This window comes from Streptomyces griseorubiginosus (assembly GCF_036345115.1).
Classification (GTDB): Bacteria; Actinomycetota; Actinomycetes; order Streptomycetales; family Streptomycetaceae; genus Streptomyces; species Streptomyces griseorubiginosus_C.
Map to the genome: position 1 here is coordinate 4764718 of NZ_CP107766.1, position 13149 is coordinate 4777866.

General features: G+C 68.1%; 8 protein-coding genes. 3 read left to right on the forward strand and 5 right to left on the reverse strand.

What is annotated here, in order from left to right:
- Positions 1-16 precede the first annotated feature (16 nt).
- Complete coding sequence (locus tag OHN19_RS21475; protein ID WP_330265747.1) at positions 17-2389, reverse strand: DUF6049 family protein; 2373 nt, start codon at positions 2387-2389, stop codon at positions 17-19.
- Between the two features lie 257 nt (positions 2390-2646).
- Between OHN19_RS21475 and OHN19_RS21480 the strand changes: the two genes are divergently transcribed.
- Positions 2647-4089, forward strand: coding sequence for a CCA tRNA nucleotidyltransferase (locus tag OHN19_RS21480; RefSeq protein WP_330265748.1), 1443 nt, complete (start codon positions 2647-2649; stop codon positions 4087-4089).
- A 104-nt stretch (positions 4090-4193) separates the two neighbouring features.
- Here OHN19_RS21480 and OHN19_RS21485 read toward each other — a convergent pair whose 3' ends face one another.
- The 3 genes from OHN19_RS21485 to OHN19_RS21495 form a co-directional block, all read right to left on the reverse strand.
- Positions 4194-5468, reverse strand: a complete 1275-nt coding sequence (locus OHN19_RS21485) for an MFS transporter (RefSeq protein WP_330265749.1) — start codon at positions 5466-5468, stop codon at positions 4194-4196.
- Between the two features lie 88 nt (positions 5469-5556).
- Positions 5557-6639, reverse strand: a complete 1083-nt coding sequence (locus OHN19_RS21490; RefSeq protein ID WP_123761884.1) for an inositol-3-phosphate synthase — start codon at positions 6637-6639, stop codon at positions 5557-5559.
- A gap of 44 nt (positions 6640-6683) precedes the next feature.
- Positions 6684-7364 (reverse strand): PadR family transcriptional regulator, encoded by a 681-nt coding sequence (locus tag OHN19_RS21495; protein WP_132835713.1) that lies wholly within the window; start codon positions 7362-7364, stop codon positions 6684-6686.
- A gap of 351 nt (positions 7365-7715) precedes the next feature.
- On the opposite strand from OHN19_RS21495, the gene OHN19_RS21500 reads away from it, so the two are divergent.
- Positions 7716-10397, forward strand: a complete 2682-nt coding sequence (locus tag OHN19_RS21500; protein WP_330265750.1) for a transglycosylase domain-containing protein — start codon at positions 7716-7718, stop codon at positions 10395-10397.
- A 108-nt stretch (positions 10398-10505) separates the two neighbouring features.
- Entirely contained in the window at positions 10506-12008 is a 1503-nt protein-coding gene (locus tag OHN19_RS21505; RefSeq protein WP_330265751.1) for a glycosyltransferase family 87 protein, read from the forward strand.
- A 79-nt stretch (positions 12009-12087) separates the two neighbouring features.
- Here the strand turns inward: OHN19_RS21505 and OHN19_RS21510 are convergent, their stop codons facing one another.
- A complete protein-coding gene (locus tag OHN19_RS21510) occupies positions 12088-13119 on the reverse strand; it encodes an alanine racemase (RefSeq protein WP_330265752.1) in 1032 nt (343 codons plus the stop codon).
- Positions 13120-13149: the final 30 nt, after the last annotated feature.

Sequence of the window (13149 nt, forward strand, 5' to 3'; positions counted from 1 at the left end):
ACCGGCCACGACATCCTCAACGGTCCACTCTCTCACCCGTGCCGGACGGGTCGGCGCTTTCCGCTGCGGTGTCCGCTGTCAGGTCACTCGGCTGCTCGGGGCCCTCCGCCCCGGGCCCGGCGGTGCCGGACTCCTTGGTGAGACGGTCCTCGGGGCCCTCGGAGTTCTCCGGGCCATCCACGGTCTCGGCCGTCTCGTCGTCGGGGCCGGTCTGCTCGGCCGCACGGGCGGCCGCGCGCTTGCGCTGGGTGTACATCCGGAATCCTGCCAGTACCAGCAGCAGGACACCGCCGCCGATGACCAGCATCACCGTGGCCGTGAACTCCGTGACCTTCACGTCGAACCTGACCGCGTCGCCGTACGGCTGGCCGTCCTCCGTGTACAGCTGGGCCACCACCGAGGCCTGGCCGTTGGCGTTGGCCGTGGTGGTGAACTTCACCGTCTGGCTGTGGCCGCCCGAGACCTCGACGGGCTGTTCGTAGTAGGAGGAGCCGCCGATCTCGAGCCGGTTCGGGCTCAGCGAGGTCAGTCGCAGCCTCAGGTGCTCCACACCCTGCACCAGGTTGTTCTGGACCGTCACGGGGATCGTGGCACTGCGGCCGGAGAGCTTGGTCTCCGACTTGTCGATCAGGCTGACCTGGGAGGTCAGTCCGTCGAGGTAGGACTCGACATCGTCGCGGAAACTGCTCGCCTCGCCGGGACGGCCCCGCCACGACGTGGACATCTCGCGGTTCATGGCCCGCCCGAAGGGGGTCACGACGCGGGACTGGTCGGAGAGGATCACCTTGAGGTTGTCGAGCTTGCCCTGGGTGCTCGCGATCTGCTGGAAGGCCGCCTTCGGCAGCTCCTGCTTGCGCAGCGAGGCGGGATAGGCGGATGCCGGGGGCACCTTGGTGGTGGCGCCGGGGTCGGGCTTGGCCGCGGCGGCCGCGGTGAGCTTCTGGGGCTCGGACCAGTTCCCGCTCTGCAGCGCGTTGATCGCCTCGGCCATGGCGGCGGCCTGGCTCGCCGTGGGCATGCGCTGCGGGGCGACGACGATGCTGCGCTGCTTGTTCGTCTGGAGTCCGAGAGCGAGGCTCTGCGCGAGGAACCGCTGGACGGCGAGCGTCGAGGCGGACGCCCTCGTCAGATCGCCCTGGAACGCCGTCGACAGCCGGGCGTCCGCGACGACCGCCGTGGTGCCGCCGCCGATGGGGCGGGCCGCCGAGGGCGTGTACGACAGACCACCGGTCTCCTGGAGGCTGTCGCTGCGCGCGATCACCTTGTCGGCGCCCGCGGAGGTGGCGACCTTGACGATCGACGGGTCCACGGCGCCGTTCACGGGCCAGGCGAAGTCGCTGCTCGGTGTCACGTGGAGCACGGTCCTCACCGTGGTGACCGCGACGTCGGTGGCCTCGTCGAGGTGGCTGAGCGAGCCGGTGACGCTCGTGCCGTTGTGGGCGAGGGAGGCGAGGTCGGGGTCGGCGAAGGGCAGTGCGACGACCTCCTGCCCCTCCACCGCTTTCTGAAGTCTCGCCAGCCACTGCTTGGCGACCGCCTGGTGGGTGCCGGGCGTGGTGGTGTCGCCCGCACCCTGCACCCGGTAGCTGCGGGTCATCGCGTCGACGGAGGCCAGCAGGTCCGGGTCGATCACCCAGGTGACGTCGAGGTCCTCGCCCAGGGACAGCATCTGGTCCAGCCGGCCGCCCGCCGAGATCTCCTCGGCGAGGTCGTCATTGAGGAAGACCGGCGTCTGCTGGGCGTTCGACCCGGTCTCCGCCGTCATGTGGACGCTGGAGATCAGCGGCCACAGGAACGTCGTTTTCGTCTTCGGGTCCGCCTCGTCGTCCTGCCAGGGCAGGAACGTCCGCTGGACGCCGAGCACCCGGTCCCAGGGCTGAGCGGCCGTCCTGCCCGAAAGGGAGACGGTGAGCTGGTAGACGCCGGCATCGCCGAGGTCCAGCTCGTCGACCGGGACGGAGAGGGAGAAGGGCTGAGCGACTCCCGGGGTCAGCTTCGGGAACTTCGCGACGTACTTGCCGCCGACCTCCGATCCCGTCGGGCCCTGGAGGGAGTCGCTGTCCTCGGTGACCTGGTCGATGGACGAGCGGGTGGACAGCTCGGGGCCCACCCCCAGTCCCACCTGTGCGGCTGTGACGGGCTGCTTGCCGTTGTTGGTCACTGTGCCCGAGACGGTGAGGGTGTCACCGTCCGTAGGCACGCTGGGGCTGAGGGTGTCGACGGCGACGGACACCGAGCCGGAGTCGTCGGCGGCCTGGGCCGGTGCGGCGGCGGGCAACTGGCAGAGGCCGGCCAGGAGCGGCACCCCCGCCAGCAGGGCCCCGGTGCGCCGCAGCCAGCGGCGGGCAGGTGAGGGACTGGTCCCCTGGAAGTCTGCCGCCTCGGCCACGCGCTCGCCCGTCCCTCGTCGTCGTCAGTGGTCGTCGGAATGTGCGTCCACGCATGGTAACGATGCGCGCTGAGGGGAAGTGCCGCGGACTGCTCCACAAGATCGGGAGACACCACTGCGCTGTCCCGAATGTGCACGTATAAAGAGGAGTGCCCCCGTGAGTCTTCGGAGCAGACCTTGTGCAGGTCCGGACGGCGAGTCTGTGCACGTTTAATGGAGGCGCTCCGGGCCGCCCGCGCCACGTACCCTCTTTTGTTGTGCCGAACGCCGACGAAACCCATCTCAGTGTCCTCAGCCAGGAGCATCGCAGCACGGTGAAAGAACTGCTGCGGTTCCCTCCCGTCGCTGCCGACCTCGCTCGCCGCTTCCAGGACGCCGGTTTTTCCCTGGCGCTGGTCGGAGGGCCGGTCCGGGACGCGTTGCTGGGCCGGCCGGACAACGATCTCGACTTCACGACCGACGCCCGCCCGCAGGATGTGCTGAAGATCCTCAAGAAGTGGGCCGACGCCGTGTGGGAGGTGGGGATCGCCTTCGGCACGGTCGGGGCACAGAAGGACGGCTACCAGGTCGAGGTCACCACCTACCGGTCCGAGGCCTACGACCGGACCTCACGCAAGCCCGAGGTGTCGTACGGAGACTCCATCGAGCAGGACCTCGTCCGGCGGGACTTCACGGTGAACGCGATGGCCTTCGCCCTCGCGGAGATGAAGTTCATCGATCCGCACGGCGGTCTCGAAGACCTCGCGGCACGAGTGCTGCGCACGCCGGGCACCCCCGAGGAGTCCTTCTCCGACGATCCGCTCAGGATGATGCGCGCGGCCCGCTTCGCGGCTCAGCTCGACTTCGAGGTGGCCCCCGACGTCGTGGCCGCCATGAAGGAGATGGCAGGGCGCATCGAGATCGTCTCGGCCGAGCGGGTCCGGGACGAGCTGAACAAGCTCATCCTCTCCGCGAACCCGCGCAAGGGCTTGGCACTGCTCGTCGACACCGGCCTGGCCGACTACGTGCTGCCCGAGTTGCCCGCCCTGCGGCTGGAGAGCGACGAGCACCACCGGCACAAGGACGTCTACGAGCACACGCTGATCGTCCTGGAGCAGGCCATCGCACTGGAGAAGGACGGGCCTGACCTCACCCTCCGCCTGGCCGCGCTGCTCCACGACATCGGCAAGCCGCGTACCCGCCGCTTCGAGAAGGACGGCCGGGTCTCGTTCCACCACCATGAGGTGGTCGGCGCGAAGATGACCAAGAAGCGGATGACGGCGCTCAAGTACTCCAACGAACTGGTGAAGGACGTCTCCCGGCTCGTCGAGCTCCATCTGCGCTTCCACGGGTACGGCACCGGAGAGTGGACGGACTCGGCGGTTCGCCGGTATGTGCGTGACGCCGGTCCGCTGCTCGACCGGCTCCACAAGCTGACCCGCTCGGACTGCACGACCCGGAACAAACGCAAGGCGGCCGCGCTGTCCCGTGCGTATGACGGGCTGGAGGAGCGGATCTCTCAGCTTCAGGAGCAGGAGGAGCTGGACTCGATCAGGCCCGACCTGGACGGCAACCAGATCATGGAGATCCTTGCCGTGCGCCCCGGCCCCGAGGTGGGACGTGCTTACAAGCACATGCTGGAACTTCGGCTGGAGAACGGGCCGATGGAGCACGACGATGCGGTGGCCGCACTCAAGGCGTGGTGGGCCGAGCAGGGCTGACGTGGGCCGAGCAGGGATCAGGCCGTGAAACGGGGTCATGTTTCACGTGAAACATGACCCCCATGGCAGCGACCCGGGCGGTGTTTCACGTGAAACATCGCCCTTCATCGTTCCGTGGCCATCCGTCGCTCTTTCGCCATCGCCGCAGCCACTGTTCCGTAGATGACGGCGACAGCGATCACGAGAGTTGCCGAGCGGCCGTCCGGCGGCAGGATCAGCGCGGCTACGGCGGCGGCCCCCACGAAAGCGATGTTGAACAGCACGTCGTAGACGGAGAAGATCCGGCCCCGGAATCCGTCGTCGACGGAGGACTGCACGATCGTGTCGGTGGAGATCTTCGCGCCCTGGGTGACGAGGCCCAGGATGAACGCGGCGATGAGCATGGGGGCGGTGGCGAAGGGGAGTCCGAGGACGGGCTCCAGCACTGCGGCGACGGTCGCGCACACGACGATCCAGCGCTCGGGGCCGAGTCTCCCCACCGCCCAGGGCGTGATGACGGCGGCGACGAAGAAACCGGCGCCGGAGATCCCCAGGGCCAGGCCCAACAGGGCGAGCCCGTCGTCCGGATCGGACGTCAGGGCGTACCGGCAGAGCATCAGCACCATGACAAGCAGAGCGCCGTAGCAGAACCGCATGAGCGACATCGCACAGAGAGCCCGGGCGGCGGACCGGCGCGAGGGTGCCGCCAGATGCCGTACGCCGGCGATCAGGTCGCGGGCGGTTCCGGCCAGCGCCGTGCCGAGACGCGGCTGGATCAACTCACGGTCGGGGCCCAGTAGTTCCGGGGGCATGCGCAGCGCGGCGAGGGCACCGCACAGATAGAGCCCGGCGCCGAGCAGCACTACCGCCGCGTCGGAGTCGCCGACCAGGAGCCGTACGACGAAGGCGAGGCCTCCTCCCGCGGTCGCGGCTAGCGTTCCGGCGGTTGGGGAAAGGGAGTTGGCGATCACCAGCCGCTCCTCGTCGACGACACGGGGCAGTGCCGCGGAGAGGCCCGACAGGACGAAGCGGTTGACCGCGGTGACGCACAGCGCGGAGACGTAGAAGAGCCAGTCCGGGACGTCGCTGAGGATCAGGACGGCTGTCGCCGAAGCCAGCAGGGCGCGCACGAGGTTGCCGTAGAGGAAGACCTGGCGGCGGCGCCAGCGGTCCAGGAGGACACCGGCGAAGGGGCCTACCAAGGAGTAGGGGAGCAGCAGGACCGCCATGGCGGAGGCGATCGCGGTGGCCGAGGTCTGCTTCTCGGGGGAGAAGACGACGTACGCGGCGAGGGCGATCTGGTAGACGCCGTCCGCGCCCTGGGAGAGCAGGCGCACGGTGAGCAGGCGCCGGAAGTCCCGGAAGCGGAGAAGGACACGCAGATCGCGGACGACGGGCATGGGGCACAGCCTCACATACGGCGAGGGTCCCCGGGCGATACCACCCGGGGACCCTCTGTAGCCCTGGCAGGAGCGTTTTGAGTGAGCCTTAGCGCTCGACCTCACCCTTGATGAACTTCTCGACGTTCTCGCGGGCCTCGTCGTCGAAGTACTGGACCGGCGGGGACTTCATGAAGTAGCTGGAGGCCGAGAGGATCGGGCCGCCGATGCCGCGGTCCTTGGCGATCTTCGCGGCGCGCAGGGCGTCGATGATGACACCGGCGGAGTTCGGGGAGTCCCAGACCTCGAGCTTGTACTCCAGGTTCAGCGGGACGTCACCGAAGGCGCGGCCCTCGAGGCGGACGTAGGCCCACTTGCGGTCGTCGAGCCAGGCCACGTAGTCGGACGGGCCGATGTGGACGTTCTTCTCGCCGAGGTCCCGGTCGGGGATCTGGGAGGTGACGGCCTGCGTCTTGGAGATCTTCTTGGACTCGAGACGGTCGCGCTCGAGCATGTTCTTGAAGTCCATGTTGCCGCCGACGTTCAGCTGCATCGTGCGGTCCAGGACGACACCGCGGTCCTCGAACAGCTTCGCCATGACGCGGTGCGTGATGGTGGCGCCGACCTGGGACTTGATGTCGTCACCGACGATCGGGACGCCCGCCTCGGTGAACTTGTCCGCCCACTCCTTGGTGCCGGCGATGAAGACCGGGAGGGCGTTGACGAAGGCGACCTTGGCGTCGATGGCGCACTGGGCGTAGAACTTCGCCGCGTCCTCGGAGCCGACGGGCAGGTAGCAGACGAGGACGTCGACCTGCTTGTCCTTGAGTACCTGGACGACGTCGACCGGGGCCTCGGCGGACTCCTCGATGGTCTCCCGGTAGTACTTGCCGAGGCCGTCGAGGGTGTGACCGCGCTGGACGGTCACGCCGGTGTTCGGCACGTCGCAGATCTTGATGGTGTTGTTCTCGGAGGCCCCGATGGCGTCGGCGAGGTCGAGACCGACCTTCTTCGCGTCGACGTCGAACGCCGCGACGAACTCGACGTCACGGACGTGGTAGTCGCCGAACTGGACATGCATCAGCCCGGGGACCTTCGACGCCGGGTCGGCGTCCTTGTAGTACTCGACTCCCTGAACCAGCGACGCGGCGCAGTTGCCCACGCCGACGACGGCTACGCGAACCGAACCCATTCCGGTTGCTCCCTGTGTGTACGAGTGAGGCCCTGGCAGGGACCTCACGTGGCGGTGTCGCCGGGCGTATCCGGACCGGGGGTGTCCCCGGGCCGGGGCAGGACGCCCGGCGCTCCCTCTGTGGTGTCGCGAGCGGTTTCTCCATGGCCGGGACCCTTGAGGTCCCGGCCTGCCCGCTCGCTTTCGATGAGCTCGTTCAGCCAGCGCACTTCGCGCTCCACGGACTCCATCCCGTGGCGCTGGAGCTCAAGCGTGTAGTCGTCGAGGCGCTCCCGGGTGCGTGCCAGCGAGGCACTCATCTTCTCCAGGCGCTCCTCCAGCCGGCTGCGCCGGCCTTCGAGGACTCGCATGCGGACGTCGCGCGAGGTCTGCCCGAAGAAGGCGAAACGAGCCGCGAAGTGCTCGTCCTCGTACGCGTCGGGACCCGTCTGCGAGAGCAGCTCCTCGAAATGCTCCTTACCTTCCGCCGTCAACCGATAGACGATCTTGGCCCGACGCCCTGCGAGTGGTGCGGCGAGGGCGTCCTCGGTGGTGTGCCCCGGCTCCTCGATCAACCAGCCGTTGGCGACCAGCGTCTTGAGGCAGGGGTAGAGCGTGCCGTAACTGAAGGCACGGAACACACCCAGTGACGTGTTGAGGCGTTTGCGCAGCTCGTAGCCGTGCATCGGGGACTCACGGAGCAGGCCGAGCACGGCGAATTCGAGGATCCCGGAACGCCGGCTCATCGTCGCCTCCTCGTCACTGTCTCGCCCCGATGTATCGACTCGATACATCAAGACGATAGAACGGCCTTCCGGAAGCGACAAGTGGGGGGACGGTGAACGGGATCACATCAATGATTCATGTGAACCAAGTTGCCTGATTTGGGGTGAACTTCGGGGCTCGGCGGGTTTTGACGGTGCGTAGTCTGTGCGGCATGCACACCACCGGGAAGCGAGTGACGCCTGGGGGGCGTCGCTGTCCCGGTGCAGTACGGATGAATGCGCGACCGACCGCATCCGTACTTCGGGGGGACCGGAAACCAGCCGCCGTTTCCAGGCGCGCAAGGGTGCGCCTGCCCGAGGAGTAGTCGTTCGATGAGCGAGCACCGTCGCAAACCGCCGCAGCCGCAGGGAGGCGGACGTGCCGCGGCCCGACGCGGCCAGTCCGGCTCGTCCTCCGGCCGCCGCGCGGCTCCGCGAGGCGCCACCGGGTCTCTTGCCGACTCCTATGGGACCAGCTCCCAGGAGTCGGCTTCGTACGGTCCCGGAGGCGAGGAACGTCAGTACGGCGGCCGTGCCGAGGCCCGCCGTGCGGCCCAGAGAAGCACGGGCGGCGGTGGTCGCCGCAGAGGGGCGGAACCGGGCCCCGGAGGCCGGCGTGGCGCGCCGACCGGTAGGGGGCGCGCGTCCGAGGCCGGCAAGAAGCGGTTCATCGACTATCCGCGCGCGGGCAAGTACGGCGTGGCGCGCTGGGTGCCGTCCTGGAAGCTGGTGACGGGCCTGTTCATCGGCTTCATCGGAGGCCTGGTCGCGATCGCCGGCGTGGGCTACGCGCTGGTGAGCGTTCCGAACGTCGCCGAGACCGCGACGTCGCAGAACAACGTCTACTACTGGTCCGACGACACCGAGATGGTCTCCACGGGTGGCGAGACCAACCGCCAGATCGTCAACCTCGCGCAGATCCCGAAGGCGATGCAGTACGCCGTCGTCTCGCAGGAGAACAAGACCTTCTACACCGACAGCGGCATCGACCCCAAGGGCATCGCCCGCGCGGTGTTCAACATGGCCAGGGGCGGCAACACCCAGGGTGGCTCCACCATCACCCAGCAGTACGTCAAGAACGCGCGCCTGGACGACCAGTCCCAGACCGTCACCCGCAAGTTCAAGGAGATCTTCATCTCCATCAAGGTGGGTGCCACGGTCGACAAGGACGAGATCATGGCGGGCTACCTGAACTCTGCCTACTACGGCCGCAACGCCTACGGCATCCAGGCGGCGGCGCGCGCGTACTTCAACAAGGACGCCGTCAAGCTGAACCCGGGTGAGTGCGCCTTCCTGGCCGCCATGCTGAAGGGCGCCACGTACTACGACCCGGCGGGCGCGACCTCGATCGACCCGACCAACGCCACGCCCGACGCCAACCGCAAGCGGGCCCTGCGGCAGATGCAGGACACCCTGAACAAGATGGTCGAGTACGGCCATCTCAGCGCGACGGACCGGGCCGAGTACACCTCGCTTCCCAAGGTGCAGAACCCCCGCTCCAACACCCAGCTCAAGGGACAGATCGGGTACCTGGTCGACCTCGCCAAGGCCTACCTGGTGAACAACAAGATCATCAGCGCGGACCAGCTCCAGAGGGGCGGCTACTCGATCTACACGACCTTCGACAAGAAGAAGGTCAATGAGCTCGAGGCAGCGGTCAAGAAGGTCCGCAAGGAGAACATCGACCCCAAGAAGCGGCCGGCGAAGGACACCTTCGTCCAGTTCGGCGGGGCGTCGGTCGAGCCGTCCACCGGTGCGATCCGGGCCTGCTACGGCGGCGAGGACGCGACCACCCACTTCACCAACAACTGCGACTCCACCGGTGCCCAGGTCGGTTCGACGTTCAAGACCTTCGTGCTCGCCGCGGCGATGAAGTGGGGCGTCCGCGATCCCGATCTCGGCGAGAGCCAGGCGCAGGACGAGCGCACGGTCGTCAACGCGAAGAGCCTGTTCAGCGGCAAGAACGACCTCAAGATCGAGAACTACGACGGCTCGGTCTGGAAGAACGAGGAGGGCAAGGAGTGGCTCCAGGAGAACGACGGCAAGCAGTCCTACGGCACTCCGCCGAAGTACCAGATCGACCTTCGTGAGGCGATGCGGGAGTCGGTGAACTCCGCCTTCGTGCAGCTCGGCATGGATGTCGGCCTGGACAAGGTGAAGGAGGCGGCCATGGACGCGGGCCTCAAGGAGAACAGCCTGGCCGGCACCAACTTCCCGTCCTTCTCCATCGGCATCTCCGACCCCAGTGCGATCCGGATGGCGGGCGCGTACGCCACCTTCGCGGCCAGCGGCAAGCAGAACGAGCCGTACTCGGTCGAGAGGGTGACCAGCAAGGACGGGGAGGTCTTCACCCACAAGGCGAAGCCCGAGCAGGCCTTCGAGAAGAAGGTCGCCGACAACGTCACCGACGTCCTCAAGACCGTGGTCGACAAGGGCACGGGTACCAACGCCAAGCTGACTGGGCGTGACGTGGCCGGCAAGACCGGAACCACCGACGGCAACAAGTCCGCCTGGTTCGTCGGATACACCCCGCAGCTGTCCACGGCGATCACCATGTTCCGCTTGGACGACGACGAGACCAAGAAGAACCGTACGTTCCTGGAGATGTACGGCACGGGCGGCCAGGAGAAGATCCACGGTGCCTCGTTCCCGTCCGAGATCTGGCACGACTACATGGAACAGGCGCTGAAGGGCCAGAAGGCGATCGACTTCCCGACGCCGGAGCCCATCGGTCAGATCGTCAACGAGGAACCGAGCCCGACGCCCACTCCGACGCCCAGCGAGACCGAGTCGGCCACTCCGACTCCGACCCCGACGCCCAGCCAGTCCTTCATCACTCCGACGCCCACGGCGAGCGAGAGCTGCCGGTTCTCGTGGCAGTGCGACGACTCGGGTGGCACGGACAACGGAGGCACCGACGGAGGGGTGACCTCGACACCGACGGCCACGCCGACGGATGAGAACGGCAACCAGGGCAACGGCAATGGAGGCCTCTTCAGCGGATCGGGCGGTTAGCCGCCATATGCCCCGTCGAGGGTGTTTCACGTGAAACATGGGCCGTCGCACCGACCAGGTGCGGCGGCCCTCGGCGTACACCCAGCCTCGTACGGCAGGATGTGGGCCATGCCCAGTGCTGAATCGACGCCAGCGAGCGTGCACGAGTCGGACCTAGTGCGTCCGACCAAGGACGACGAGGTCGCCAGGAGTGGCAGCGAGTTGATCGGTGGCCCTCTCGGGTGCCGCGCTCTGCTGGGGACGTCCTGGTGGAACCCTGTCCGGGTCATCGCTCTCGTGGCCATCGGGGTGTTCGCGCTGGGCCTGGTCCAGAAGGCTCCCTGTTACGACGGCGGCTGGTTCTTCGGCGCCAGCTCCCAGTACACCCACGCGTGCTACTCGGACATCCCGCACCTGTACCAGGGCCGCGGTTTCGCCGACGGACTCGTCCCCTACTTCGACAAGCTCCCCGGCGACATGCAGTACCTCGAATACCCGGTGCTGACCGGCGTGTTCATGGAGGTCGCCGCCTGGCTGACGCCCGGCAGCGGCAGCATCCAGGACCAGGAGCAGTGGTACTGGATGGTCAACGCCGGGATGCTGATGGTCTGCGCGGCCGTCATCGTGGTCTGCGTGAGCCGTACGCACGCCCGTCGCCCCTGGGACGGTCTGCTGGTCGCGCTGGCGCCCGCTTTCGCGTTGACCGCCACCATCAACTGGGACCTGCTGGCGGGCGCTCTCACGGCCTCCGCGATGCTGATGTGGGCGCGGGGCCGCTCACTCGCCTTCGGTGTCCTCCTGGGGCTCGCCACGGCCGCCAAGCTCTATCCCGTCTTCCTGCTCGGCCCGCTGTTCGTGCTGTGCTGGCGGGCGGGCAAGTGGCGGGACTTCGGCAAGGCTCTGGGCGGCGCCGTCGTCTCCTGGCTGGTGGTGAACCTGCCGGTGATGCTCTTTGCCTTCGACGGTTGGTCGAAGTTCTACACGTTCAGCCAGGAGCGGGGCGTGGACTTCGGTTCCTTCTGGCTGATCCTGGCCCAGAACTCCAGCGACCCGATGAGCACCGAAACCGTCAACACGCTCGCCACACTGCTGGTGCTGCTGTCCTGCGTGGGCATCGCCGTGCTCACCCTGACCGCCCCGCGCCGACCGCGTTTCGCGCAGCTCGCGTTCCTGATCGTCGCCGCGTTCATCCTCACCAACAAGGTCTACTCGCCGCAGTACGTCCTGTGGCTGGTGCCGCTGGCCGTGCTGGCCCGGCCCAAGTGGCGGGACTTCCTGATCTGGCAGGCCTGCGAGGTGGCGTACTTCCTGGGTATCTGGATGTACCTCGCCTACACGACCAGCGGCAACGCCCACAAGGGCCTGCCGACGGACGGCTACCACTGGGCCATCGGACTGCACCTGCTGGGCACGGCGTACCTGTGCGCGATGGTCCTGCGCGACATCCTCATGCCGGAGCGGGACGTGGTGCGGCTGGCCGGTGACGACGACCCCTCGGGCGGTGTGCTCGACGGCGCGGAGGACGTCTTCGTCCTCGGCGCCGCCGCCCATCCGCCCCGGCACGCCGCGCACTTCGACGGACCGCAGGTGGAGTGGGGCAGCGATCCGGGGGCCACTGACCGTTCGCTCTGAGCGAACACCCCTGGGTGTCACACACGAAAGGCCGTACAGGGCAGTCCCTGTACGGCCTTCCTGCTTCCTCTACGACGTCTCAGCGGTCGACGATGCGGTCGAACTGCGTGGTGGTGTGCCGCAGATGGGCCACCAGTTCCTCGCCGACCTTCGGCTCAGGGGCGTCGGACGGGACGAAGAGGATGGAGACCTGCATGTGCGGCGGCTCCGCGAACCAGCGCTGCTTGCCGCCCCAGACGAACGGAGAAAGGTTCCGGTTGACCGTGGCCAGGCCGGCGCGGGCGACGCCCTTGGCGCGCGGCATGACGCCGTGCAGGGCCTTCGGGGCCTCCAGGCCCACTCCGTGCGAGGTGCCGCCCGCCACGACGACCAGGAAGCCGTCGGAGGCCGCCTTCTGCTGCCGGTAGCCGAAGCGGTCCCCCTTGGAGACCCGGGTGACGTCCAGGACCGCGCCGCGGTACTCGGTGGAGTCGTGGTCCCCGAGCCACAGCCGGGTTCCGATGCGGGCTCGGAAGCGGGTCTGCGGGAACTGCTGCTGGAGCCGGGCCAGGTCCTCGGCCTTGAGGTGGCTGACGAACATGGTGTGCAGCGGCAGCCGGGCCGCGCGCAGCCGGTCCATCCAGCCGATGACCTCCTCGACGGCGTCCGAGCCGTCGGTGCGGTCCAGCGGCAGGTGGATCGCGAACCCCTCGAGGCGAACGTTCTCTATGGCGGAGTGCAACTGCGGCAGGTCCTGCTCGCTGATGCCGTGCCGCTTCATCGAGGACATCACCTCGATGACCACGCGGGCGCCCACCAGGCCGTAGACCCCGTCGATCGACGACACCGAGCGGATCACCCGGTCGGGCAGCGGCACGGGCTCCTCGCCCCGCCGGTACGGCGTCAGCACCAGCAGGTCACCGCCGAACCAGTCCTTGATCCGCGCGGCCTCGTAGGTCGTGCCGACGGCGAGGACGTCCGAGCCCAGCCGGGTCGCCTCCTCCGCCAGCCGCTCGTGCCCGAAGCCGTAGCCGTTGCCCTTGCAGACCGGGACCAGCCCCGGGAACTGCTCCTGCACGTGCTTGTGGTGCGCCCGCCAGCGCGCGGTGTCGACGTAGAGCGTGAGCGCCATGGCCGGACCCGGAACCTTTCTAGTGGCTGC

Bases quoted from the DNA above. Each gene is read 5' to 3' on its own strand.
- OHN19_RS21485 (WP_330265749.1), bottom strand. From the start codon at position 5,468: ATGCCCGTCGTCCGCGATCTGCGTGTCCTTCTCCGCTTCCGGGACTTC.
- OHN19_RS21490 (WP_123761884.1), bottom strand. From the start codon at position 6,639: ATGGGTTCGGTTCGCGTAGCCGTCGTCGGCGTGGGCAACTGCGCCGCG.
- OHN19_RS21495 (WP_132835713.1), bottom strand. From the start codon at position 7,364: ATGAGCCGGCGTTCCGGGATCCTCGAATTCGCCGTGCTCGGCCTGCTC.
- OHN19_RS21500 (WP_330265750.1), top strand. From the start codon at position 7,716: ATGAGCGAGCACCGTCGCAAACCGCCGCAGCCGCAGGGAGGCGGACGT.
- OHN19_RS21505 (WP_330265751.1), top strand. From the start codon at position 10,506: ATGCCCAGTGCTGAATCGACGCCAGCGAGCGTGCACGAGTCGGACCTA.
- OHN19_RS21510 (WP_330265752.1), bottom strand. From the start codon at position 13,119: ATGGCGCTCACGCTCTACGTCGACACCGCGCGCTGGCGGGCGCACCAC.